Raw genomic sequence first — 23,209 nt, forward strand, 5'->3', positions numbered from 1 at the left:
AACACCACGGAGTGAGGACGATCCATTACATTCGACCCATGAGGACTGATGTCGATGCCCTGCTGCGGGACATCGCACTACGGCTCAGGCCGCGCGTGGGGGAGATGGTCGGCCCGCTGGTGGCGAGCATGCGCGAGCAGGTGCCGTCGGTCTGGGCACACGACGACCTCACCGAACTCGCCACAGAGGGTGCCCACCAGCACATCGACACCGTGCTTCACTCGCTGGAGCGAGATGCCGACCTCGCCGGCGTTCAGGCTCCGCCTGCCGCGATCGAATTCGCCAGACGTCTCGCCGAGTGCGGCGGACAGATCACCGAGCTCCTGCGCGCCTACCGGGTCGGGCACGCCACCGCCCTGTCCATGGTCCAGGGGGAGGCGGCCCGCCTCGTCACCGACCCGAAGCTGCGTGACGCCGTCGTCGCGAGGCTGGTCGCGGCGTCGTTCGACTACATCGACCGCACTTCCGAACAGGCGGTGATCGCGTTCCAGCGCGCGCGTGACGACCGGCTGCAAAGGCGGCTCATGGTGGTCAACGAGGCGAGCCGGCGGATCGGCACCAGCCTGGACACCGGCCGCACCGCTCAGGAACTGGCCGAAGTGGGGACCGCGCACCTGGCCGACTTCGTCACCGTCGACCTCCTCGAAGCCGCACTGCGAGGAGAAGACGCGCCTCCCGCACAGGACGGCGCCCTGCTCGTGCGCCGCGTGGCGCAACACCCGCTGGACGGCCACTCACAGGGAGTTCCCACCGGCCACACGCACAGCTTCGCGACGGGGTCGGGCCCGGCGAAGGCCCTGGCCGCCGGGCAGCCCGTGCGCCAGGGCATCACGTCCGACGACATCCCGGCGTGGATCGCCGGCTCCGAGGCCTTCAGGAGTTCGCTCGTCGACCTCGGCACCCACAGGGTGCTGCTGGCGCCGCTGTGGGCCCGGGGCAGCCCCCTGGGCGTCGCGCAGTTCTTCCGGCACCGTGACGCCGCGCCCTTCGACGACGACGATCTGCTTCTGGCCCAGGAGGTCGCCTCAAGGGCGGCCGTGTACATCGACAACGCCCGCATGTACACCCACGAGCGCGCCACCGCCCTGGCCCTCCAGCAGAGCCTGCTCCCGGACCGCGCCCTGCGGCGCGAAGCCGTCGAGACCGCCGCGCGGTACCTGCCGTCCGGCGCGAGCGCCGGTGTGGGCGGGGACTGGTACGACGTGATCCCGCTCTCCGGGGCGCGGATGGCCCTGGTCATCGGTGACGTGGTCGGCCGTGGCCTGTACGCCGCGGCCACCATGGGGCGGCTGCGCACGGCGGTGCGGACCCTCGCGGACATCGATCTGATGCCGGACGAACTCCTCACCCACCTGGACGACGTGGTCATCCGGCTCCAGCGCGAGGAGGGCCGGGACCTCGACGAGATCAGCGCCACCTGCCTGTACCTGGTCCACGATCCCGTGACGCGGATGTGTTCGCTGGCCAGCGCAGGACACCCGCTGCCCGCTGTGGCGTCGCCGACGGCCGAGGCACGGCTCGCGCGAGCACACTTCGTGGACGCGCCGATCGGCCCGCCGCTCGGCCTGGGCGGACTGCCCTTCGAAACCCACCGGTTCGAGTTGCCGGAAGGCAGCCTCGTCGCCCTGTTCACCGACGGCCTCGTCGAGAGCACGTCTCACGACCTGGACGCCGGCCTGTCCACACTTCTCCAGGTCCTGGGCGGGTCCGGTCCGTCGCTGGAGGACGTATGTGACCGCCTCCTGCGTGCTCTGCTGCCGTCCCGGCCGAAAGACGACGTGGCCCTCCTCGTGGCCCGTACACGCGCACTCCACGCCGACCACGTCAGCACCCTGGAGCTGTCGTGTGACCCCTCGGCGGTCGCCCGAGCACGCACGTACGTGACCGACCAGCTGGCCGTGTGGAAGCTGGACGCTCTGGCGTTCACCACGGAGCTCATCGTCAGCGAACTCGTCACGAACGCGATCCGCTACGGACGAGAGCCCATCAGCATGCGCATGATTCTCCAGTCCACGCTGACCTGCGAAGTCGCGGACGCCGCCAGTACCGCTCCTCGGCTGCGCAGGGCCAGGACCTTCGACGAGGGCGGACGAGGCCTGTTCCTCGTCGCCCAGCTCGCCACCAACTGGGGCACCCGCTACACCCGCGACGGAAAGGTGATCTGGGCGGAACAACTCCTGCCGGGCTCGCCCGCGGACGGAATCACCTGACGGCTCACGGTACGAGGGGCCGCGGGCCCGGGTGGCACACCGAGACGGACGGGAGGTGGCCGGGCAGGGGCTGTCGTCTCCGCGTGGTCAGCCGATCGTGCGCCGGGCGACAGCGAGGGTCAGCCGGCGCGGAGCGAGAGCGGCGGCACGTGCCGAGAGGCGGTTCGCCCATCCGGAGACGATGCTCGCCGGGCCGTTGCGTCGCTCCAGGACGTCGAGCACGAGGTCGATGACCTGCGAGGGGGTCTGGAAGCGGCCGACGGCGAGGCCCTCCCCGCCCGCGACGTCGAAGAACTCCGTGCGGGTGGGGCCGGGACTGATGGCCAGCACACGCAGGCCGCTGCCGCGCGTCTCGGAAGCGATGGCTTCCGTGAGGGACAGGACGTACGCCTTGGACGCGCCGTAGACCGCCATGCCCGGCGTCGGCTGGTAGGCCGCGGTGCTCGCCACGTTCAACAGGAACCCGCGCCCCGACGCGAGCAGACGCGGCAGGAGCAGACGGGTCAGCTCCGTCAACGCCGTCACGTTCACCGAGATCAGCGAGGAGATCCGCTCCGGGTCCTCGTCGACGAAGTCGTCGCCGAGGCCGAAACCCGCACAGTTCGCCAGGGAGTCCACGGTGATCCGGGCCGCGTCCAGGTCCGCGACGAGCCGTCCCGACGCTCCGGGGGCCGCCAGATCGGAGGTGACGGCCTCGGCCCGGACGGCGTGGATCCTGGCCAGCTCGGCGGCTAGTCCGTCGAGCCGCTCACGACGACGGGCGACCAGGACCAGGTTCGCGCCCCGCGCGGCCAGCCGGCGGGCGAGCTCGGCGCCCAGACCGGAGCTGGCTCCGGTGACGAGTACGGTCGTCCCCCGGTAGGACAGCGGCCGTCGTCCGGTGGTCGTGGACGGTGTCCGGAGCGCCTCGACGAGCCTGGTGGCGAGGGCGGTGGCGGACTGGGGGTTCTGGCCCGTGTACAGGTTCCCGTCGACGACGACGTACGGGCGCAGCGGCACGCGGCCCTTGTCGTACTGGACGCCGGCCTCGATCATGCGATCCTCGAGAAGCCACTTGGCCTTGCGGGAGAAGCGGTTGAGGCGTTCCTCGGTGTTCGACAGGCCCGTCATGCGTCGGCCGGCGAAGGGATTCGAGCCGTCGGGATCGCGCGCGGCGAGAATGGCCGCAGGGGCGTGGCACAGCAGGGCGAGGGGCCGGCCGGAGGCCAGACGTCGGGTGAGCAGCTCCCCGGAGACCGGGTCGGCCGCGAGATCCTCCATCGGGGCGTGTCCGCCGGGATAGAAGACGAGGTCGTACTGGGACTCGTCGACGCTGTCGAGGCCGACCGGGTGGTTCAGTTCGTCGGCGATCGAGTCCAGGTAGGCGCGGACCTTCTTGCGGGTGCCCGGCAGGCCGCCGGCCGGACCGAGGCTCAGTTCGTCGAGGGTGGGCGCGACGCCGCCGGGGGTCGCGACGGTGATGTCCCATCCGGCCTCGCGGAAGACGCGGTGGGGCTCGGCGACCTCCTCCGCCCAGTAGCCGGTGGGGTGAACGGTCCCGTCTGCCAGGGTCCACCCGTCGGCGGCGGAAACGACGAACAGCACGCGGATCATGGGGTGTTCCTCTCGATGCGGTCTCGGCACACGTTCATGCGAACGACGTTCCCTGCGGCAACCCGCCGGTCGAGCTCGACCGCGTCACCCCTCCCGGGCCGCGCCGAGCGCAGGACCGCCCGGCGCGGCACGCGTGCCAGGCCAGGCGGCTGACGGGAGGAGCCCTCAGTCGTCGTGGAGAGCCGTCCTGAGTGCGTCGACGGCGAGTTTGCGGGCGACGTTGGCGGCGCGGGTGTCGCGCAGGCTGTCCAGGAGGAGGAAGTCGTGGACCATGCCCGCGACCCGGACGGACGTGACGTCGACGCCGGCCTCGCGGAGCTTGTTGGCGTACTGCTCACCCTCGTCGCGCAGTACGTCGGCCTCGTCGGTGATGACCAGGGTGGTGGGCAGCCCGCGGAGCTGGTCGAGGGAGGCCTGGAGCGGGGAGGCGTACACCTCGGCGCGCTGGGAGTCGTCGCTGGTGTAGGCGTCCCAGAACCACTTCATGCCGTCGCGGGTGAGGTAGTAGCCCTCGGCGAACTGGAGATAGGACGGTGTGTCGAAGTCGGCGTTGGTCACCGGGTAGAGGAGAACCTGCGCCTTGAGGTCGATGCCGCCGCGTTCCTTGTTCATCAGCGCGAACACCGCGGACATGCAGCCACCGACCGACTCGCCGGTGACGGCGATGCGGGAGGTGTCCAGGCCGTGCTCCGCGCCGTGCTGATGGACCCACTGGCCCACGGCGTAGTTCTGTTCCACCTGGGTGGGGTACTTCGCTTCCGGCGCACGGTCGTAGACGGGGAAGACGCCCGCCGCCCCGGCGCCCACGACGAGTTCGCGGAAGATCCGGTCGTGGGTCTTCTCGTCGCCGAGGACCCAGCCGGCGCCGTGGATGTAGACCACGACCGGCAGCGGCCCGGTGGCACCCTTGGGGCGGATGATTCGGGTGCGGACCGTGCCCCACTCGCCGGCGTCCACGTCGACCCACTCCTCGTCGACGTCGGGCCGGGGCACGCTCTGGTCGCTCTGGAGACCGAGCAGGATGTCGCGGCCCTTCTCCGGAGGGACCTCGTAGATCCGGGGGTGAGGGTCTGTGGCCTCGCACAGCTCCTTCGCGGCCGGTTCGAGGTACGGGGTGATCGGAGGGGGAAGATCGGTCATGTCCACTCCATTCACGGACACACACGTGCCCTGCTCGCGTGGTCGAGGCAGACTGTGCTCGCGCCTGCCCAGCGCCTTCGTGCCGGGTTCCATGCTTCGCCTCCCCTATCCCTGCTGCAAAACCCGCCTTCCGGTCCCGCATGCAGGCGGTGACGGTCGCGCCGAAGATGGGAGTGCGAGGTCAGTTGCGCCCCCGACCGCGGCAGCGGACGCCACCACCGAAGTGAGCACCGCAAACATTTGGGTGTACGGTTGTTGGCAGTCGCTGAGACCGGGACAAGGATGTGAGCAGCCGCCATGGACGACAGGCAGGCGTCGAAGGCCCAGGACACGGTCGAGGTCACTCTGGGTGAGCGCACCGTGCGCGTTCCGGCGGGTGGTCTGTTCGACCGGTACCGGATGCAGGCCGACCTCGATCAGGTGGCGAGGGATCCTCGCGTGGCCGGGGTCGAGTTCTTCAGGAACCAGCCCAAGGTGCAGGTGCAGTCGAACATCGGGTCGACCTTCACCCCGAACTTCTCCTACGCGATGTCGAACGCCCGGCTGACGATGATCGCCCGCACCCGCGCCATACGGCGCCGGCTCCCGCGAGAGCTGGAGCCGCTGCAGATCGCACCCGGCTTCGGCCTGGTCTCCGTCATGCTCTTCCGCTACGACGTGGCCGACATCGACTTCTCCACCGAGGCCGCCGTCGGCATCGCCGTCAAGCCCGCCCGGTACGGCCGTCTCGGCGCCGTCGACCTCCTGGCGGCACTGAAGAACGACCACCTCGACTCGTACGTCCTCTCACTGCCGGTGAACACCGACATCGCCCAGGTGCGTGGCCACGACGGGTACGGCTTCCCGAAGTGGGTGACCGAGATCGCCATCGACATCGACGACCGCACGACCTTCGGGCGGATCACCAACGATGCGGGCGGGACCGACCTCGAGCTGAGGGCGCCGACGCCTCGGCAGACGAAGCACCGCAGCGGGACCGCGGTGTCCTCCCTGAACTCCTACACCGAGTTCGGCGGTGGCTGGCACACGACGTTCAGCCAGACAAACGCCCTGTCCTCCGGGACGCAGATGTTTCCCCGCGACATCGACCTCACGCTCGGCGAGGGGCGCCTGTCGGACGACCTCCGTTCCCTGAGCCCGGTGCGCAACCTGCGCCTGGACGTCATGACGACCGGACAGCTCGCCCTGCACATGCCCACCGTCATCTCCATCGGCTGACCTTGTCCGCCGCATCGAGTCGACAGCCGACAGCCGATAGTCGCAGGGTCACCCGTCCGGGCCGGATCGCCGTCGGCGGACGGCTGCGTCCGGTTCCTCTCGCCGACTCCCCGACTCCCTGACTCATCGGAAGGGCAAGGGCATGACTACGACCTCCTCCATCCACCGCAGCACACCGCGCATCGACTCCCGCCGCCTGGAGGCCCTGGCCCGACGCGTGCAGGTCGCCGATCCCACGTCCACCCAGGGCGTCACCAACGCCATGACGGGTGACGTGCTCGGAACCGTCCCCCACGGCACGCCGGAGGACATCGTGGCCGCGGCCAAGCGGGCCCGCAGCGACCAGAAGGCGACGACATCATGGAGGTGTACGCGCACGAGACCTTCGGGCCCGTCGCCTCCGTGTACCGCGTCGCCGACGAGAACGAGGCCGTCGCCAGGGCCAACGACAGCGAGTACGGCCCGAACTTCAGCGTGTGGACCTCCGACGAGCGCCGCGGACGGCGGGTCGCGGCGCGACTGCAGGCCGGAACCATCAACGTCAACGACGCCTACGCCGCGGCGTGGGGCTCGGTCGACGCACCCATGGGAGGCATGAAGGCCTCTGGCCTTGGCCGTCGTCACGGCGAGCACGGCATCTTGAAGTACACCGACTCCCAGACCGTCGCCGTCGAGCGCGTGATTCCCGTCGGAGCACCCGATGGGGTGGACCCCGTCTACGCCCGCGTCGTTTCCGCGGGCCTGAAGATCCTCAAGCGTCTTCCGGGCATCAAGTAAGACACGAAAGAGTGATGAATTCCATGCATACCGTCCTGGGCGCCAACGGGCCGATCGGCGAAGAGCTCACTCGTGAGCTGTACCGCAACTTCACGCACGACATCCGGCTGGTCAGTCGCAACCCCAAGAAGATCCACGACGCCGATCAGCTCGTCAAGGCGGACCTGACCGACCCCGAGGCCACGGACCGGGCCGTCGAGGGCAGCGAGGTCGCTTACCTCACCGTGGGCCTGCCCATGGACTCGCAGCTGTGGGAGCAGCAGTTCCCCGCCATGATGCGCAACGTCATCGACGCCTGCGCGAAGTACGGCACCAAGCTCGTGTTCTTCGACAACACGTACATGTACCCGGGGACGACCACCCCGCAGACCGAGTCGACCGGTTTCGTACCGAACGGCCGCAAGGGCCGGGTGCGCGCGCAGATCGCGACGATGCTGTTGGACGCGATGAGCGCCGGATCCGTCGACGCGGTCATCTGCCGCGCGCCGGAGTTCTACGGCCCCGGCAAGACCAAGAGTCTGACCAACTCGCTCGTCTTCGACCGGATCAAGGCGGGCAAGCGGCCTTTCGTCCCCGTCAGTGCGAAGACCGTCCGGTCCCTCATCTGGACGCCGGACGCCAGCCGGGCCATGGCCCTGATCGGCAACACCCCGGACGCCTACGGCCAGACCTGGCACCTGCCCATCGACCCGCACCGCCTGACCTACGCCGAGATGATCCAAGTCGCAGCGCAGATCACCGGTCGCCGGATCCGGTACACCGTGCTGCCGCTGGCCGTGTTCACCGTCGGCGGGCGCTTCGTCGGGCCGCTCGGAGAGGTCAAGGAGCTGCTGCCTCGCTACCGCGGTGACAACATCTTCGACGTCTCGAAGTTCACGACGCGTTTCCCCGACTTCAGCGTCACCTCCTACGAGGAGGGCATCGCCAAGATCCTCGGCTGAGCTCCTCCTCGCTCCCGCCGGCTCCAGCGACACCGGACCGGCGGGACACCTTCTGCGACCCTGTGCGCCTACGCCGTGGTGGCGCGCGCTTTCGGCGGAGAGGTAGGGGGCCGGGTCGAAAGAGTCGTTCCGGCGGCCGGCCCCCGCCGTGCCCACCCCGACGGCGACGACTGACGGGCACGCTCCACACACCGCCGCTACTGACCGCGGTCGCCCACCATCAGAACCCTTTCGCCCGCGACCCGGACCGGCGGGAGAGATAAGCCCCGCTGCCAGCGCCCGGCCCCCGGGGCGGGCACGCTCGCGCTGCCTGCCGCCTCCGGGGCCGCCGCGTACGGGCTGATTGCCGGCTAAGCCTCCGGCCCGTCACGGTCCTCATTGCGGAACCCCCGCCTCCCCGCCTCGGGATGCGGGTGCCCGGCCGAGCGTTATGGCCGCCGCCGCGGACTCCTGTACCACCGTCGTCAAGCAGGGCGTCTTCGTCTCCGGGCCGTTCACCGTCCGGAGCCCCATCACGGACCACCTCGACTTCGTCACCCTCGCCCCGCTTTCGCCCTCAGCGCCTGCAGGCGAGCTGAGCGAGACCATCGGGCCCCGGCGCCTGCGCCGCACCCAGGAAGGCGCTGGACGCACTGACCGGGAACCCCCGGTCACCGTCTGACCGAACTCCGGCCCGGGCCTCCATCCGCTCCGAGCTGGACGGCATGGCGAGGGGACAGCCTGCTTCAACCGGTACGCAGAACGCGCTCCAGTGGTGTGGCGGGGTGACCGGTCAGGTCGTCGATGGCAGTGGTCACGGTGGCGAGGGAGCCGTCGGCGATCGCGGTGTAGGTGGAGACCCACGCGTCGAGCTGCCAGCGGGGGACACCGTGGCCAGCCCGGGAGGCGTACGCGTCCTCGACCGTCTCCGGCACATAGGAGACGGGCCGCCCGGTGACCGTGCTGATCGTGGAGGCCACTTCAGTCATGGTGAGCGCCTCGGGCCCTGTCAGCTCGTAGACATGACCCGCATGCGGGGTCGGCTCGCGCAGTACCGCGACGGCGGCGTCGGCGATGTCGTCCTGGGCGACCACGGCGGCCCGCCCGTCATCGGCGGGGCCGCGAATGACGCCGTCTTCGCCCACGAGGGCGGGCATGAAGTCGGCGTAGAGATTGTCGCGCAGGAAGGTGAAGGGCAGCCCGCTGGCGCGGATGTGCTGTTCGGTGTGCCAATGGTCACGCGCCAGGGTGAAGGTTGCGTCCGGTGCTGCTCCGTAGAAGGAGATGTACACCAGGTGCGCGACGCCGGCCCGGGCCGCGGCGTCGATGAAGGTCCGGTGCTGCTGAAGGCGGTCGGGGGTCTCCGAGGCGGAGACCATCAGGACGCGGTCCGTGCTGCGCAGACCCCGCAGGACGGCGTCGTGATCGGCGTAGTCGCCGGGTACCGCGGTGGCGCCCGGCAGCTGGGGCGCACGGGCAGGGGTGCGGGCCAGGAGGGTCTGCGCGATCCCCGCGTCAGCCAGTCGGCGGGCGATGCGTCCGCCCAGGCGGCCGGAGGCACCGGTAACGGCGAAGGTGGCCTCGGTGGGAGCCATCGTGGTTCTCCTTGCTACTGGTTGGGCGACTGCGGGCGGGCGAGCGGGGAGATCACCCGGTCCGCGGAGAGAGCGATGGACAGGGCACGGCCGGCGAGCTGCTGAGGGACCTCCGGATACCCGTCGTTGATCCCTATCAGACGCGTGTGGGGGCGGCTCTGTGCGACGCGCTCGGCGGACAGGCGAATGACACCGGGGGTGTGGAAACCGGCGCCGATCTCCAGGACGAGATGTGCTGTCTCACGACATGGCTTCCTCGCTGTCGGCTTGGCGGGCGTAGGACGTGAGGCGGTCGGCGAGACGCTGACGCTGCGCCATGAGTACGGCAACAGACGCTTCTTCACCGCCCGCGGCTATACCAGCCTGCCCCGCCCGGCCGTCGACTTCCCGCCCACCGGATTGTTCACCGACCACGACCCCGCCTGGAGTACGCCATCAAGCGCCTCACCCCCACTGCCGGCTTCACCCGCCGACGCGGCTACACCATCCTCACTGGCTTCCTGGACCGACCCCGTCCCCGGCCATGGCCCCGCCCCCGCGGCGCCGCACCTCTACCACCGCACTGCAGCCCCCCGTGCGCCCGGCGCCTGCTGGTGCCGGACGAGTTGTGGGGCCGGGGCAGACGCAGAGCACAGAGACAGGGTTCCGGACGACTGCTGATGCGGCCACGGACGGATGGCGGGCCGGTTGTCAGTTCGGGGCGATGGGGCCGCGGTAGGGGAGAGTCTGGCTGTAGACGACACTCGTGGTGGTGCTGCCGAAGCCGGCGAGTTCGTCCATGAGGGTCTCCAGGTGTTCCATGGAGGTCGCGGCCACCTTCAGGGTGTAGCAGTCGTCTCCGGTGGTGCGCAGGCACTCCAGGATCTCGCGGCGTTCAGCGAGGAGACGGCGCAGCGGTTCGTGGCGGTTGCCCGGATATTTGAGGCGGACAACCGCGAGGACGGGGTAGCCGACCTTGGCCAGGTCGATCTCGGCACGGTAGCCCGTGATGATGCCCAACGCCTCCAGATTGCGGACGCGTTCGGTGGTGGCCGATGGGCTGAGGTTCACGCGGCGGCCCAGTTCGCTGAGGGAGATGCGGGCCTCCCGCTGCAACTGTTCAAGGATCGCCCAGTCGACGTTGTCAAGATTCCCGGCCATGCAGCGAAAGTACCAACAAAATCACGGAGAAGCAGCAGCTATCCAGGGAGCTTTCGGTTCCGCGAGCCGTGATCACCGCAATAGCCTCGGGCCATGCAACTCGGCGTCAATGTAACGAATTTCGGCCCCGGGACCGATCCCGGCATCCTGCGTGAATGGGCGCGGCTCGCGGAGGGCCTCGGCTTCGGCGCCCTCATGGTGTCGGATCATGTGGCCATCACCCCGGACGTGGCCGAGCGATACCCGGAGCCGTTCTACGAGCCGTTCACCACCCTGTCGTGGCTGGCCGCTCTCACCACCACGGTGCGGCTGGGCACGACCGTGCTCGTCCTGCCGTACCGGCATCCCCTGCTGGTGGCCCGCATGACCGCCAACCTCCACCAACTCAGCGGTGGTCGCTTCGTCCTCGGGGCGGGCGTCGGCTGGGCCCGGCAGGAATTCGAGGCGCTGGGCGTGCCTTTCACCGCGCGTGGCCGACTGACCGACGAGTGTCTCGGCATCCTCCGGTAAGCCTGGGACGCGGGCCACCAGGAGGGCCACGTTCCTGTCTGGATCGGCGGCCACAGCGAGGCGGCCCTGCGGCGCGCCGCGAGGTTCGGTGACGCCTGGCACCCGCTGCGGCTCTCCCTCCCCCAGATGCGCGCGATCCTGCGACGGCACACGCTGCCGGGGTTCGCGCCCCGCATCGCCCTGCGCGTCACCAGCGCACCGGTCGACGCCTGCGACCGGCCCGCCGGCGTGGGCACCGTCGAACAGATCCTCGACGACCTCGACCAGTTGCGCCTGCTGGGCGCGGACACCGTCGTACTCGACCCCTACCAGGCAGACCCGGAAGAGACCCGCCGGCCCGACGCGGCATGGCGGGCACTGACCACCGTGGCCACCCACTGGAGCACTCGAACATGATCACCTCGGCCGACGAGGCCCTTCTGCGGCGTGCCATCGGCATCGCCGCCCACGCACTCACCCTGGGCGACGCCCCGTACGGTTCTCTTGTGGCCGGACCGGACGCCACCGTGCTCGCGGAAGCCCACAACACGGTCCAGCGGGACAACGACATCACCGCCCACCCGGAACTGAAGCTCGCCCGCTGGGCGGCCCGCGAACTCGACCCGGACACGGCTGCCCACTGCACCCTGTACACCAGCTGCCAGCCGTGCGGCATGTGCGACGGCGGCATCGTGCGCTCCGGCATCGGCCGGGTCGTCTACGCGCTGTCGACCGAGCAACTCGTCGCGCTCAACCCGCCATCGGGCGCCTGGCCGACGGTGCCGCACGACGGTCCGGCCCTCCACGAAGAGGCGCGCGACCCCGTAGCGGCCTATTACCGGCCCACCCGATGACCACGACCGGCAGTGCGTTCGGCACCCGAAGAGAATCGACATGCCCTAGAGCCTGTCTCCTTGATGAGTCGATCCACTGATCTGCGCCCCCTGAATGCTTGCGGCATCGCGCATGGAAGCCTGTCCACATGGACACATTCGAGGACCGACTCGACGGCGGGTGGAAGTGGTGGGAGGCCGCCATCGAAGAAGCGCAGGAAGGGCGCTGGGTCCGTGACGCCGTGGAACGCCAAGTCATCAAGGACATCGCTGCCGCCACCAACCCTCTTCATGGTGGGCGGATGGCCCCGTTCACCGAGGACTCGTGGCACGTACGCATCGGGAGGATCGCGAACTGGGCCGGGGTGATGCGGCTCGCGGCCAGATCAGGCGGCTGGGTGCTCCAACCGGTCGCCGGACGCATCCCGTCGAACCCTGCTGGCATGACCGAGCTGCTGTCTGGCATCTACGCGGTCGGCGAGCAGGGAGAAATCTGGATGCAGCGGCTCCTGAAGGGCGAACTGCCGTCAGAGGACCAGATCGCGAAGGCTGAGGGCTTCCTCACCGGGCCGGGGTCGATCGAGGACCTTGAGCTGTTCTTCTACGACTGAAAGGCCGTCCCTTCATCGTCACCGCCGTGCCCAGATGAGGATGGCGGCAAGGTGGAGTGCGGCCTGGTAGGCGATGGCAAGCTTGTCCGTTCGCATGGCCAGGCCGCGCCACTGCTTCAGCCGATTGATGCATCGCTCGACCGCGTTGCGTTGCCTATACGCCTCGGCGTCGAAAGCCGGTGGGCGACCACCAGCGCGGCCTCGCCGCAGACGGTGGCCGATCTGGTCGGACGGCTGGGGAATGACAGCGCGGATTCCGCGTCGACGGAGGTGATTTCGGATCGCGCGGGATGAATACGCGCGGTCCGCCAGCCCGGCGTCGGGACGGGTCCTCGGTCTTCCGGGGCCGCTTCGCAGAACCCGGATGCCGGCCATGACGGTCTCGAAGGCTGGGGCGTCGCCCGCCTGGCCTGCGGTGATGCGGAGGGCCAGGGGTCGTGCTTGGCCGTCGCTGGCGAGGTGGACCTTCGTACTCAGGCCGCCGCGGGAGCGGCCGAGCGCGTGATCGTCGGGTTCGGCCCGGCCTGGAGCCCCCTTTTCCTCGCTCCGGCGGCATGCTGGTGAGCCCGGCAGACGGTGGAGTCCACCGACACGGTCCAGCTGATGTCGTCAGCACCCTCGGCCTCTGCCAGGACCGCGGTAAGGATGCGTTCCCAGGTGCCGTCTATGGCCCATCTGATCAGCCGTTTGTGGGCGGTCTGAAACGAGCCGAGTTCACCGGGCAGGTCCCGCCAGGGCTAGCAGGTTCGGTACTTCCACGCGATGGCCTCCACGGTTCGGCGGTGATCGGCCCACCGCCGACCACGGACCGGATCGGCCGGCATCAGCGGCTCCATCCGGTCCCACATCGCATCGGTGATCACTAGCCGGACAGACACGTCCGATCAACGGATCAACCGATCAAAGAGACACGCTCTAGGCCGTGTATCGAAAGTGGATCTCGGGCTGTGAATGATCACGTTCATGGGTCGGGGAGATCTCACGGACGAGCAGTGGGCGGTGCTTGAGCCGTTGTTGCCGAAGGGAGCCAGGGCAGGGCGGCCGCCCGTCTGGCCCCGGCGGCGACTGATCGACGGCGTACGGTTCCGGGTCCGGACCGGTGTTCCGTGGCGGGACGTTCCTGTCGAGTACGGACCGTGGAGCCGGGTCTATGACCTGTTCCGCCGGTGGCAGCGAGACGGAACCTGGCACAGGGTCCTCACCCGGCTCCAGTCCCTGGCCGATGCAAAGGGGCGATCACGTGGGACCTGAGCGTCGACTCCACAGTCTGCCGCGCCCACCAGCACGCGGCCGGGGCCCGCAGGCAGGGCGACCTGCAAAAGGACCCCCCGGTGGCGTCTTCATCGAGCCCTGTGATCACGGGCTGGGACGCTCGCGTGGCGGGTTCACTACCAAGCTGCACTTGGCCGTCGAGCAGGGCCAGAAGCCCCTGTCGATCGTGATCACGGCCGGGCAGCGCGGGGACTCGCCGCAGTTCGAACCAGTGCTGGACAAGGTCCGAGTACCCCGCCTCGGGCCAGGCCGGCCACGTGTGCGTCCCGATCGAGTGAGTGCTGACAAGGCGTACGCCTCCCGCAGGAACCGTGCCTATCTGCGTCGCCGCGGGATCCGCTGCACCATCCCGGACAAGGTCGACCAGGCACGCAACCGCCAGAAACGCGGCTCCCGCGGCGGTCGGCCGCCGCACTTTGACCCGGCCGACTACCGCCAGCGTCACGCGGTCGAGTGCGGGATCAACCGACTCAAGAGGCACCGCGCTGTCGCCAAGCGGTACGACAAGCTCGCCGTCCGCTACGAGGCGACAGTCCTGGTCGCGGCGATCAACGAGTGGCTGTAATCCTTCACTGAAAAGGCATGGGGGTCCACGGCAACGCCTCCCGCCATCCCTGTCGATCGTGAGCCCAGTCCATCATCACCTTGGCGGTCGACTCTTCCGGGCCGAACACTTCATGGAGCCTTGGAACGTGGGCCTGGTAGTGCTTGTCTGCACTGCCTTCACGGTACTCGACCTGGTAGCTGAAGTCGTCGTTCAGGTACACCTGAATGTAGTGCTGATCCACAGGCTCCAGATCGAGTCTTTTCAGGATCACAAACCGGTGCGACAGATTCATCTCAGACAGCAGGTCATGGACAGCCTCCTCGGTCGGATCGTCCACGGTACGACCGCCCGCTTCAACTACACGCAGCACTGGCTTAAGCATGCACGCGACTGTACCGACCCACAGGATTCAGCTGCCCAGCGGTGCACTTCCGCAACATGCCCTAGCCCTCCTGGCCGCCCACCCGGCGGTCTCCTGCCCGTCCCCGACTGCACAGCCGCCCAGAAGGCGTGGAAGCACGCCCACCACAAACGCAAAGCCGACAGCGTCTTGCCCACCAACTCCGCACCCCGACCCAGCGGACCGCCCACTCCAGGCCACCACACCCGCGGCGGAGCACCCCTCACCCCCGGCACCCTCGCCCGCCCGCGGCTTCTGTACGAACCTGGCCGACGCCTGCAAATGCCTGGCCGACCTCTACACCCGGGTGACTGTGCCTACGGAAAGGAATGGCGCATGCGTCGCGCCATGGAAGAAGCCGGCATCGGCTACGTCCTGGCCGTGCCGAAGTCCCAGCACCTTCACGGTCCATTCAGCCGTATCGACCAGGCAGTCGCCGATGCACCCGAAGGCATGGGAACGCCACTCCTGCGGCGACAACCCGCCCGCAGCGCGATGACGGAGCACACGTTCTGCACGATCGGCAAGACCAGGTCGTCAACGGCTCGGACGATCACCAGCACGGGCGCCGTCCGTACGATGGCCCCGTGGACCAACACCAATCCGCTGCTCGGCTTCTTCACCGATGCACGGGTGTGAAGACCGGCTCCGGCCTGGAGGCCGGGTACTGCCTCGCCTTCTCCGCCACCCGCAGCGGCAAGACGGTCTACGGCGTCACCCTCGCCCCCCACCATCGCCACGACCCGCAAGGTCGGACGCGGTGACGCTGCTCAACTACGGCTTCGTCAAGCAAGCCTGACGGGTGTCGCCGCACCTCTCGCAGGGCACGTCGTGTTCGCACGACGCTCCCTGTCCGTTGCGAAATCCGTTTGTCCGACCGGCGACAGGCGCCTACGCTCGGCCCCATCGACGTGTAGCTCAGCAGCAGAGCGCCGGGCTTCCTACCCGGAGGGCGCGGGGGCAGCACCCGCCACGTCGGCTATGAACCACGACGCTGAGCAGCAGCTTTCCGCCCAGGCGAACCCCGGCTACGCGGCCGGCCAGCTGGCCGCCGCGCTGCGGACCGCGGCCGTCCACGACAACCATGACACCCGGCGCCGCGCCGAGGAACGAGGCCGCAAGTGGCGCGCCGTGCTGGCGGGCATGGCGGACGGTCTGCTGACCGTCGGCTCCCGCACCCCGGTCGCCGGGCTGCCCGCGTGGGTGACGCCCGAGGTCGTCCGGGGCGGCTTCGCAACCGGTGAGCCGAGCGCGGGCGGCCCACTGCTCCCTCATGAGATCGCCGCCGCTCGGCGGTCAGGCGTGCCCGAGGAACGGCACGCGCTGTTCTCGTACTTCCTCTCCGAGCACGGTCTGACCGAGCTGCACAGGCTGCTCGACAGCGGGCACTACGAGATCGCCGTGCCCGAGGAGGCGGCCCTGCTCACCGTTGCGTGGCTGGTCCGCGCCGGCGAGACGGATGCCGCGCTGGACCTCGTACAGGAACTGGCGCCGTTCGCCGGGCGGCTGCGGTTCGCGCCGCGGCCCACGGACCGGCCCGCGCCCGCGCCCGATGCCGTCCACCGCTTCACCGTTGCCGAGGCCCGCGCGGCACTGGCCCGACGGCGGCCCAGCACGGCCGTGGAGACCCAGCGGGAGGCCCTCGCCGTCTGGCAGCCCTTCGGGGACGAACTGCTCGCGCACTGGCTGGAGGTGACCGGCGACGACGGCTGGATCCACGTCCCGCCGCCCGACCACGCCTGGCACGCCCGCTCCGCCGCACTCCTCGCTCGATATCGCGAGCTGGCCCGGGACCACACCCTGTGCACCAAGCACCTCAGCGCGAAGGAAAACCTCGGCGTCCTGCGCGGCGCGCTGGAGGAGGTCGTCGCCGGGCGGGAGCCGGCCGCGGGGCGGCTCGGACTGTTGCGCACCGCGCTCACCTCGATGGTGCGGCGGCGCGGGCTGCCCGGTTCCCCGCCGCACCGCGCCCTGCGCCGGGAGCAGGCCGTCCAGGCGGCGCTGCCCCCGCACCACGCGCTGGCCCGGCTGGTGCACGACCGGCTGGCCGGGCTGCCCGCGCACGGCGGCATCGAGTGCATCGAGCCGTTCCTCGCGGAGGTGAGCAGCCCGGAGGCGTCCCGCACCGGGCTGCCCGCCGGCACGACTGTCCCTGCCGCGGTACGGCGTCCTGTGGAGGCCGCCCTGAGCGCGCCGCTCGGCACGCTCGTCGAGCGCGGCGTCGTGTCGTCGGCGGAGGTGCTCGCCACATTCGTGCCGCAGCTCGTGGCCACCACCACCGCACAGGCCTACCCGGACCCGGCGCTGCGCACCCTGGCCGCCGCACACTATCGGGCCTTCCGCAACCGTCGCTCGCTGCTGCTGCTCAACCTGGAGCGGCAGGTGCGGGCCGAGGAACTGCCGTGGGTGCGGGCCGTCGCCGCACACCGCGTCTCCGGGAAGGCCGAGGACGTCGCCGCCGCCGCGCTGCGGCAACTCGGCGGCCTCGCCGTGCAGGCGTTCCCGGCCACGGTCCTGCCGAACCCGATGGTCAGGGAGCTGTCCGTGCTGGCCCGGCAGGCGGACCTCGGCGCGCCCCTCGTGGAGGAGCTGGCCTCGGACATCTTCATGGGCACCTTCGCGCCCAAGTTTCTCACCGCCGCGCGCGTCGCCGCCGAGCTGCTGGGCGGTGGGTCCCTGTACGAGCGCTACTACGCCATCGACTATCGCGCCCTGCGCAACCTCGCGATCGTCGAGGCCGGTGAGGCGGCCCGGAGCTCGTCCGGGGCGCGTATGACACCGGGGTTCGCCGAGCTGTGCAAGCGGCGGGCGGCGCAGCTCCAGCCAGGCGTGGACAGCGGTGCGCGGAACCGCTCGGGTGGCGGCTCCTGGGTCGCAGCGAACGGCACGGTGATCGAGCAGGCACAGATCCTCACCACGCACAACCTGGCCACCTTGGTGCACGGGGTGGGCATCGCCCCCGAGACGGGCTGGGACGACCTGGCCCGGCGGTCCTTCACGACCGTGTGTCGGCTGACCGCGCGCCTGCACCACAACCCGCGGCCGCTGGGCGGGATCAAGGACGTCGCCTACGCCTGGCGGCAGATGCTGTTTCATCTGTCGCTGTGCACCCCGGGTGGGCGGTCCCGCGTCCTGGCACGCCTGCCGGAGGAGGCGGCCCGCCACCCGTGGCATGTCGCGGCCCGGCTCGCCCCCGCGCTCACCGGCCTGGGCCAGGTCGCGGAGGGCGGCTCGGCGCGCGAGGGCGAGGGGCGGATGCTGCTGGGCTGGAGCACCGGCGACCACTGGCTGCGGCCGGACCCGGTGCTTCCCGCGCAGGCGCCGGTCAGGCGCAGGTGATCAGACGCCTGGCCTGCTCCAGGACCGGAAGGCGGGCCGGGCCGCGGGCGATGGTCAGGGGGTGCGGCAGACCGTGCCGTTGAGGGTGAACGTCGTCGGCGCGGGGTTGGCACCGTCGTTGGCGCCGACGAAGCCGAAGGTGGCGGTGGAGCCGCCGCGCGGAGCCAGCTGGGCGTTGGCGCCGTTGTCGGTCACATGGACGCGCGTGCCCGAGCTGGTGACGTTCGCGTTCCAGGAGCTCTGCACGGACTGGCCGGTGGAGGGCCAGGTGAAGTCCAGGGTCCAGCCGTTGATCGGGGCGTCACCGACGTTGGAGACCGTGACGGTGGCGACGAATCCGCTGCCCCAGCCGCTGTCCACCCGGTAGTTGACCAGGCAGCTGCTGTCGTGCGGAGCCGTGGTGGCGAAGGTCAGAGGCTCGGAGGGGCGCGAGAGACGGCCGTCGGCGTCCCGGGCGAGGACGTTGACCGTGTGCTCGGAGCCCGGCGGCAGGTTGTGCAGCGCCGCCGAGGTGGAGGTCGAGGTGGCCAGCAATTGGGCGTTGGTGCCCAGGCGTTCGTACACCTCGTAGCGCACCGCCTTGCCGTTCGCGGGAGCCGTCCAGCTCACCGTGGCGGTTGAGCTGCCCACAGCGGTGGTCTTCGGTGTGCCGGGTGCGCCGACCGAGGCCGTGGCGGCGTGCGGGGCGACGGTGACCGTGGTGATCGAGTACGGCGGCAGCACCTGGTCGCCCCCGGCGGTGGCGGCCACCCGGGTGACATCGGTATCGCCGCGGCCGTAACGGTGCACGACCGGTGCCTGGGCAGTGGGCGTGTATCCGCTGTAACTGATGTCGGCAGTGCGGGAGTTCAGCGGGTCCTTGTTGATCAGCATGACGCTCAGGGTGCCGTCGGCCCGGTGCACGGCGTGCGCGGAGACCTGGTCGCTGTCGGTGGAGGAGGCGACCATCGTGTCACCGGGACGACCCAGCTTCGTCAGCGACCTGATGCCGAAGTACGGGTGGAACGGCGTGTTCACGGCCGGCTGGCAGACGTCGCCGACGCAGCCGCCGCTGGAGAGCAGGCCGAAGTCGTTGAAGTCGGTGTCGCCGTCCACCGTCTCCACCTTGGTGGGCCCGTTGTGGACGTTCCACCAGTCGACGTTGAAGACACCGTTCTCCAGCGCCGTCATGTAGGTGTCCGCGGCGAACAGGCCGTTGGGTCGACTGTTCATCTGGACGTTGGAGTTGACCTCGGTGAGCGCGATACCGATCTTCGACGAGCGGTCGCCGGCGTACCGGTCGATCTGCCGCCGGACCTCGCGGAGCTGCCCGGGCAGCCGGGCGGTCCGGTCCAGGGCCTCGTCGGCGGTGGCGCCGCCCGGGTAGGAGTGCACGATGGCGAAGTCGATCGTCCCGGCGACCGCGGACAGTACGGTGTGGTTCCAGTCGGCCGAGTCACCCGGGCCGACGATGCCGTCCGGCCAGTCGCCCGGCGTGGTCAGCACGGCGCCGATCTTGATCGTCGGGTCGACCGCCTTCATCGCCTCGGCGTAGGCGAGGACGTTGCGGGCGTACTCGCGCGGGCTCTTGTCCGGGTGGTCGTCGGCCTCCCAGCCGCTGCCGTAGTGGCCATTGCCGTAGATCTCGTTGCCGATCTCCCAGTACTTCGCCCCGTAGCCGCGGGTGACGTTGGCGTACCGGACCCAGTCGGCGGCCTCCTGCGGGGTGCCGGTGCCGTAGTTGGCGATGATCATCGGCTGGGAGCCGGAGGCGCGGACGCTGCCCATGAACTCGTCGAAGGTGGTGCCGGGCGCCACGTAACCGCCGGGGGCCGTGTGGTCCTTCCAGTGGTAGATGTCGCCGTAGGATCCGCCCGGGTAGCGCATCATGCCGACGCCGGCCTGGCCCAGCAGGCCGGTCACCTCGGGGTCGTTCATGTGCGAGTCCCAGAGCGCGTGGTTGACTCCGAACGCCGCCTTGTCGATGGTGCCGAGCCCCACTCCGGCGTTGACGGAGACCTTGACGGTCGACGCCTCGTCGGCGGCCGTTGCCGTGGCGGCCGGGTCCGCGGAGGTCCGGCCGGTCTCGGCGGGCGCCGGGGGAGCGGCGGCGAGGGCGGCGGCCGCGGCCAGGGCGCAGACGAGCGCGGCGGCGGGGCGTCTGCCCGCGGTTCTTCCGGCTCTGCGAGGCGATCGGCCCAACCGGCCGGCGGCGGGCAGGTGTGCGAGCGGCATGACGTGTCCTCCTCGGTCGAGCGCCGCGTCGGTCGGCAGGACGCCCGGTGTGACTGGTCGGTGGGGTGCCTTCGGCGGAACGTTGATGGGAGCGCTCCCATGAATGATGCGGAGGAGGCATGACCACGTCAATGGTGCGGACGAGGATGACCTGATCTCCCGTCACCCGTGCCGCCGTGAGCCATCGGCCTGCGTGCTCCGAATGCATGATCCACCTCGCCATGACCGGCCTCATGGCCCGCCGCCTCACCGACGAGAACGCCCTCTCCGGCCTCGACCCGACACCACAGACCAGCCGGACTCCGCGCCGCTCGCGGACAGGACGGTGAAGCCGGACGCGAGGAGCGCCACGGTCGTGAGGAACACCGCGGCGGTCCAGGGACGGCGCGGGCGGCGCAGTAAGCGACGGAGAAGGGTGGGCATGGGTACCTCCGGTGGGGCGAAGGGGCGAAGGGGGGAGCGCCCCCTCTTTATCGGGAGCGCTCTCCGTATGTCGGTGCCTCGCTGTCTTGGTGTGTGAGCGCCGCGTACCGGTCTCCCGGTACGCGGGTGGGGTCAGTTGGTCGGGAAGTTGTCGGTGGTGCTGATCCGGTTCTTGACCAGCGCACCGGACTCGGTCAGCACGCCACTGCCGCTGTAGTCGCCGCCGTCGCAGGTGCCCGGCTTGAACGCCGCGCTGCTCTCGTCGGCGTCCGAGTACGTCCAGTTGGCGTAGCTGATCTTCAGCTGGTCAAGGAGGTCCAGCCAGGCCGTGGTGCTCGTCCGGTCCAGCGCTCCGCCACCGGTGGCGCTCACCGTGCCGAACTCGGTGACGAACAGCGGCAGTTTGGCGGCCGCCCGGCTCACCGTGGCGCGGTAGTTTTCCTTGTGGCTCGCGGCGTAGAAGTGGAACGCGTACATGATGTTGGAGGCGTTGACCGGGTTGTTGACGACCTCGGTCTCGTTGGAGCCGTCCGAGACGCCCAGCGAGGACCAGCCGCGCGTGCCGACGATGACGACGGCGTCGGGGTCGGCGGCCCGGATGACCGGGATGACCTGCTCGGCGTAGTTCTTGATGGTGGTCCAGCTCACGCCGTTGGGTTCGTTGGCGATCTCGTAGATCACGTTCTTCTTGGCGGCGTTGCGGGCGGCGACGGACGCGAAGAACGTCTTGGCCCGGTCGATGTTGAAGTTCGGGTCGCCTGGGGTGAGGGTGTGGAAGTCGATCAGCGCGTACATGCCGCGGGCCTCGGCCATGTCGACGTAGCTGTTCACGCGACTGGTGAAGCCGGCCGGGTCGGTCTCATAGCCCTGCTCCTGCACGTACATGGCGATGCGCAGCAGGTCGGCCTTCCAGTTGGTCGCCAGGGCGTCCAGGGAGGCGCTGTTGTAGCACTTGCTGAACCACTGGATGCCGTGCGTGCTCATGCCGCGCAGCTGGATGGGACGGTTGTACTGGTTGCACAGGTTCACACCGCAGACCTTGAGCTGCCCGTTGACGTCCACGGGGGCGCCGGTGCCCGGGTCGGGCGGGGGCTCGTCGCCGCCGCCGACGGAGCCCGTGCAGGCCACGCCGTTGAGCGTGAAGGTGGCGGGCTTGGGGTTGCTGCCTGTGAAGCTGCCGGTGAAGCCGAGGTCGGCACTGCCGCCAGTGGCCAGCGTGCGGTTCCAGTCCAGGTTGGTGGCACTGACAGCGGAACCCGACTGCGACCAGGTGCTGTTCCATCCCTGGGTGACCTTCTGACCGGCGTCCGGCCAGGTCCACTTGAGTGTCCAGCCGTTGACCGGGTCGCCCAGGTTGGTGACCTTCACCCCGGCCTGGAAGCCGCCCTGCCACTGGCTGGTGATCGTGTAGTCGACCTTGCAGCCGGTGGCGGCCACCGCCTGGGGGCCGGCCAGGGTCATCAGGCCCAGGGTCGTCGCGCAGGTGGCCAAGAGGGCCAAAGTGCGTTTCAACGTTCCTCCTTGTGCTCGTACGAAGCGAAGCGAACGGGAGATGCCACGACGGAGCATTATGGGAGCGCTCCCAAAAGTGCGTCGGCGCGAGAACGTACACCGGTGCGTCGATCGCGTACAGGGATTGGACCGTCGAACGGTTTCGACTTCTGGCCGGCCGATCCCACCCCGGGTGGGGCGAGCGGATGCGCGCGGTGCGGTGCGGAAGGGGGCAGCGAGATCCTCGTCAGCCTCATCGACGAGTTGCTCGCCGTGTGGGACGGCAAGCCGGCCCGGGGGTATGGCGGCACCGCCGCCGTTGTCGCCTACGCGACACGGCAGGGCATTCCCGCGCGGATCGTGTGGCCCGAAGGAGCCGGCGGTGGCCCTGTTCGTCACGGCAGGATGTGCCCGGACCGGCACAGGAGACCTTCGCAGTCCGAGACGAGCGGGAACAGGCCCCTCGACGGGGGCGGCTTCGCCGCGCTCAGCGCATGCGGCAAGCACGGCCACAGCCTCCTGCCGGGCCCGCGCCCCCAAGGAATCGGCCACCCCGCAGATGGTGATCCTCAGCTACGGCAACACCAGCGCGGGCGCCATGGACCCGGGGCGGCTGTCGATCGGGCTGTCCAGCGCTGCCGGAAGCGGACAGCCGCTGACCTTGGATAGGCCGCTCGGAAGCGGGGACTGAGCGTGGAAGTCGAAGGACCTGAGGGGGTGGTGCTGGCCACCCACGGCATACGCTCAAGGTCACTGTCGTGCTCACGGGTGGTGAGCTCACGGCCGGCGCCCGGCCCCTGGACATCGAACTCGTCCTTCTGCCGCGGCGGGGTGCTCAGGACCCGACGTCGAGGACGTCGTGCCGAACAGCGCAGCGCCGGGGGAGGGCTCCTCCACTCTCACGGTGAGCGTTAGCGACCCGGCGATCAGCAGGCACCGGGCCGCCCATGGCCACGATGCCTAAAGCGACCTGCTCATCGCCTCATGGCCCCCGGAC

At 69.9% G+C, this 23,209-nt stretch carries 19 protein-coding genes, 1 tRNA gene and 5 pseudogenes; 15 read left to right on the forward strand and 10 right to left on the reverse strand.

Annotated elements, in window-relative coordinates:
• Positions 1-38: 38 nt before the first annotated feature.
• On the forward strand, positions 39-2,210 hold the full coding sequence (locus IEZ05_RS10635; RefSeq protein ID WP_189229757.1) for an ATP-binding SpoIIE family protein phosphatase: 2,172 nt from the start codon (positions 39-41) through the stop codon (positions 2,208-2,210).
• A gap of 87 nt (positions 2,211-2,297) precedes the next feature.
• On the opposite strand, the gene IEZ05_RS10640 is transcribed toward IEZ05_RS10635, so the two are convergent.
• The 3 genes and pseudogenes from IEZ05_RS10640 to IEZ05_RS10650 form a co-directional block, all read right to left on the reverse strand.
• The gene (locus tag IEZ05_RS10640) at positions 2,298-3,077 is read right to left on the reverse strand and encodes an SDR family NAD(P)-dependent oxidoreductase (protein ID WP_189229851.1); all 780 of its coding nucleotides are present in this window, start codon (positions 3,075-3,077) and stop codon (positions 2,298-2,300) included.
• Positions 3,078-3,110: 33 nt separating this feature from the next.
• Positions 3,111-3,803 (reverse strand): annotated as a pseudogene (locus IEZ05_RS10645) (type 1 glutamine amidotransferase domain-containing protein); the annotation flags it as partial.
• Positions 3,804-3,968: 165 nt separating this feature from the next.
• Entirely contained in the window at positions 3,969-4,943 is a 975-nt protein-coding gene (locus IEZ05_RS10650; protein ID WP_189229758.1) for an alpha/beta hydrolase, read from the reverse strand.
• 297 nt (positions 4,944-5,240) lie between these two features.
• Here IEZ05_RS10650 and IEZ05_RS10655 point away from each other — a divergent pair, with 297 nt between their 5' ends.
• The 4 genes from IEZ05_RS10655 to IEZ05_RS10670 all read left to right on the forward strand — a co-directional run bounded on the left by IEZ05_RS10655 (position 5,241) and on the right by IEZ05_RS10670 (position 8,540).
• Positions 5,241-6,161, forward strand: a complete 921-nt coding sequence (locus tag IEZ05_RS10655; protein WP_189229759.1) for an acetoacetate decarboxylase family protein — start codon at positions 5,241-5,243, stop codon at positions 6,159-6,161.
• 360 nt (positions 6,162-6,521) lie between these two features.
• Positions 6,522-6,938, forward strand: a complete 417-nt coding sequence (locus tag IEZ05_RS10660) for an aldehyde dehydrogenase family protein (RefSeq protein WP_189229760.1) — start codon at positions 6,522-6,524, stop codon at positions 6,936-6,938.
• Between the two features lie 23 nt (positions 6,939-6,961).
• Positions 6,962-7,879: an NAD-dependent epimerase/dehydratase family protein gene (locus IEZ05_RS10665; protein WP_189229852.1), complete on the forward strand. Its 918-nt coding sequence runs from the start codon at positions 6,962-6,964 to the stop codon at positions 7,877-7,879.
• Between the two features lie 430 nt (positions 7,880-8,309).
• Positions 8,310-8,540 carry a hypothetical protein gene (locus tag IEZ05_RS10670; RefSeq protein ID WP_189229761.1) on the forward strand — a complete coding sequence of 77 codons (231 nt, stop codon included), beginning with the start codon at positions 8,310-8,312 and terminating at the stop codon, positions 8,538-8,540.
• A 64-nt stretch (positions 8,541-8,604) separates the two neighbouring features.
• Here the strand turns inward: IEZ05_RS10670 and IEZ05_RS10675 are convergent, their stop codons facing one another.
• From IEZ05_RS10675 to IEZ05_RS10685, 3 genes are all read right to left on the reverse strand, one after another.
• Positions 8,605-9,453, reverse strand: a complete 849-nt coding sequence (locus tag IEZ05_RS10675) for an SDR family oxidoreductase (protein WP_189229762.1) — start codon at positions 9,451-9,453, stop codon at positions 8,605-8,607.
• 14 nt (positions 9,454-9,467) lie between these two features.
• Positions 9,468-9,797 carry a hypothetical protein gene (locus IEZ05_RS10680; RefSeq protein WP_189229763.1) on the reverse strand — a complete coding sequence of 110 codons (330 nt, stop codon included), beginning with the start codon at positions 9,795-9,797 and terminating at the stop codon, positions 9,468-9,470.
• A 346-nt stretch (positions 9,798-10,143) separates the two neighbouring features.
• Positions 10,144-10,593, reverse strand: coding sequence for an Lrp/AsnC family transcriptional regulator (locus tag IEZ05_RS10685; protein WP_189229764.1), 450 nt, complete (start codon positions 10,591-10,593; stop codon positions 10,144-10,146).
• A 93-nt stretch (positions 10,594-10,686) separates the two neighbouring features.
• Here IEZ05_RS10685 and IEZ05_RS10690 point away from each other — a divergent pair.
• The 3 genes and pseudogenes from IEZ05_RS10690 (at position 10,687) to IEZ05_RS10700 (ending at position 12,526) form a co-directional block, all read left to right on the forward strand.
• A pseudogene (locus IEZ05_RS10690) lies at positions 10,687-11,499 on the forward strand (LLM class flavin-dependent oxidoreductase).
• On the forward strand, positions 11,496-11,936 hold the full coding sequence (locus IEZ05_RS10695; protein ID WP_189229765.1) for a nucleoside deaminase: 441 nt from the start codon (positions 11,496-11,498) through the stop codon (positions 11,934-11,936). Before IEZ05_RS10690 ends, IEZ05_RS10695 begins: the two are co-directional and overlap by 4 nt.
• 128 nt (positions 11,937-12,064) lie before the next feature.
• Positions 12,065-12,526: a hypothetical protein gene (locus tag IEZ05_RS10700; protein ID WP_189229766.1), complete on the forward strand. Its 462-nt coding sequence runs from the start codon at positions 12,065-12,067 to the stop codon at positions 12,524-12,526.
• Positions 12,527-12,544: 18 nt separating this feature from the next.
• Here the strand turns inward: IEZ05_RS10700 and IEZ05_RS10705 are convergent.
• Positions 12,545-13,374: pseudogene (locus IEZ05_RS10705) on the reverse strand (IS5 family transposase).
• Positions 13,375-13,489: 115 nt separating this feature from the next.
• On the opposite strand from IEZ05_RS10705, the pseudogene IEZ05_RS37060 reads away from it, so the two are divergent.
• A pseudogene (locus tag IEZ05_RS37060) lies at positions 13,490-14,363 on the forward strand (IS5 family transposase).
• Positions 14,364-14,367: 4 nt separating this feature from the next.
• On the opposite strand, the gene IEZ05_RS10715 reads toward IEZ05_RS37060, so the two are convergent.
• Entirely contained in the window at positions 14,368-14,727 is a 360-nt protein-coding gene (locus IEZ05_RS10715; RefSeq protein WP_229869656.1) for a hypothetical protein, read from the reverse strand.
• Between the two features lie 327 nt (positions 14,728-15,054).
• Between IEZ05_RS10715 and IEZ05_RS37210 the strand changes: the two are divergent.
• From IEZ05_RS37210 to IEZ05_RS10735, 5 genes and pseudogenes are all read left to right on the forward strand, one after another.
• Positions 15,055-15,241 (forward strand): annotated as a pseudogene (locus tag IEZ05_RS37210) (IS701 family transposase); the annotation flags it as partial.
• A complete protein-coding gene (locus IEZ05_RS37215) occupies positions 15,241-15,384 on the forward strand; it encodes a hypothetical protein (RefSeq protein ID WP_189229767.1) in 144 nt (47 codons plus the stop codon). The pseudogene IEZ05_RS37210 and the gene IEZ05_RS37215, both read left to right, overlap by 1 nt.
• Positions 15,381-15,509 carry a hypothetical protein gene (locus IEZ05_RS36920; protein WP_308426913.1) on the forward strand — a complete coding sequence of 43 codons (129 nt, stop codon included), beginning with the start codon at positions 15,381-15,383 and terminating at the stop codon, positions 15,507-15,509. The genes IEZ05_RS37215 and IEZ05_RS36920 overlap by 4 nt, the downstream gene beginning before the upstream one ends.
• 143 nt (positions 15,510-15,652) lie before the next feature.
• A tRNA-Gly gene (locus IEZ05_RS10730) sits at positions 15,653-15,724 on the forward strand.
• A 2-nt stretch (positions 15,725-15,726) separates the two neighbouring features.
• Positions 15,727-18,084, forward strand: a complete 2,358-nt coding sequence (locus IEZ05_RS10735; protein ID WP_189229768.1) for a hypothetical protein — start codon at positions 15,727-15,729, stop codon at positions 18,082-18,084.
• Positions 18,085-18,138: 54 nt separating this feature from the next.
• Here IEZ05_RS10735 and IEZ05_RS10740 read toward each other — a convergent pair whose 3' ends face one another.
• Entirely contained in the window at positions 18,139-20,298 is a 2,160-nt protein-coding gene (locus tag IEZ05_RS10740) for a cellulose binding domain-containing protein (protein WP_189229769.1), read from the reverse strand.
• Between the two features lie 206 nt (positions 20,299-20,504).
• Between IEZ05_RS10740 and IEZ05_RS36770 the strand changes: the two genes are divergently transcribed.
• Positions 20,505-20,627: a hypothetical protein gene (locus IEZ05_RS36770; protein WP_268255178.1), complete on the forward strand. Its 123-nt coding sequence runs from the start codon at positions 20,505-20,507 to the stop codon at positions 20,625-20,627.
• Positions 20,628-20,853: 226 nt separating this feature from the next.
• On the opposite strand, the gene IEZ05_RS10745 is transcribed toward IEZ05_RS36770, so the two are convergent.
• Positions 20,854-22,233, reverse strand: coding sequence for a cellulase family glycosylhydrolase (locus IEZ05_RS10745; RefSeq protein WP_189229770.1), 1,380 nt, complete (start codon positions 22,231-22,233; stop codon positions 20,854-20,856).
• Between the last annotated feature and the right edge of the window lie 976 nt (positions 22,234-23,209).

This window comes from Streptomyces flaveolus (assembly GCF_014648815.1).
GTDB lineage: Bacteria > Actinomycetota > Actinomycetes > Streptomycetales > Streptomycetaceae > Streptomyces > Streptomyces flaveolus.

Coding starts and splice junctions, on each gene's coding strand:
- IEZ05_RS10715 (WP_229869656.1), bottom strand. CDS start 14,727: ATGCTTAAGCCAGTGCTGCGTGTAGTTGAAGCGGGCGGTCGTACCGTG.
- IEZ05_RS10695 (WP_189229765.1), top strand. CDS start 11,496: ATGATCACCTCGGCCGACGAGGCCCTTCTGCGGCGTGCCATCGGCATC.
- IEZ05_RS10685 (WP_189229764.1), bottom strand. CDS start 10,593: ATGGCCGGGAATCTTGACAACGTCGACTGGGCGATCCTTGAACAGTTG.
- IEZ05_RS10650 (WP_189229758.1), bottom strand. CDS start 4,943: ATGACCGATCTTCCCCCTCCGATCACCCCGTACCTCGAACCGGCCGCG.
- IEZ05_RS36770 (WP_268255178.1), top strand. CDS start 20,505: ATGATCCACCTCGCCATGACCGGCCTCATGGCCCGCCGCCTCACCGAC.
- IEZ05_RS10670 (WP_189229761.1), top strand. CDS start 8,310: ATGGCCGCCGCCGCGGACTCCTGTACCACCGTCGTCAAGCAGGGCGTC.
- IEZ05_RS10740 (WP_189229769.1), bottom strand. CDS start 20,298: ATGCCGCTCGCACACCTGCCCGCCGCCGGCCGGTTGGGCCGATCGCCT.
- IEZ05_RS37215 (WP_189229767.1), top strand. CDS start 15,241: ATGACGGAGCACACGTTCTGCACGATCGGCAAGACCAGGTCGTCAACG.
- IEZ05_RS10655 (WP_189229759.1), top strand. CDS start 5,241: ATGGACGACAGGCAGGCGTCGAAGGCCCAGGACACGGTCGAGGTCACT.
- IEZ05_RS10660 (WP_189229760.1), top strand. CDS start 6,522: ATGGAGGTGTACGCGCACGAGACCTTCGGGCCCGTCGCCTCCGTGTAC.
- IEZ05_RS10675 (WP_189229762.1), bottom strand. CDS start 9,453: ATGGCTCCCACCGAGGCCACCTTCGCCGTTACCGGTGCCTCCGGCCGC.
- IEZ05_RS10665 (WP_189229852.1), top strand. CDS start 6,962: ATGCATACCGTCCTGGGCGCCAACGGGCCGATCGGCGAAGAGCTCACT.
- IEZ05_RS10700 (WP_189229766.1), top strand. CDS start 12,065: ATGGACACATTCGAGGACCGACTCGACGGCGGGTGGAAGTGGTGGGAG.
- IEZ05_RS10635 (WP_189229757.1), top strand. CDS start 39: ATGAGGACTGATGTCGATGCCCTGCTGCGGGACATCGCACTACGGCTC.
- IEZ05_RS10735 (WP_189229768.1), top strand. CDS start 15,727: ATGAACCACGACGCTGAGCAGCAGCTTTCCGCCCAGGCGAACCCCGGC.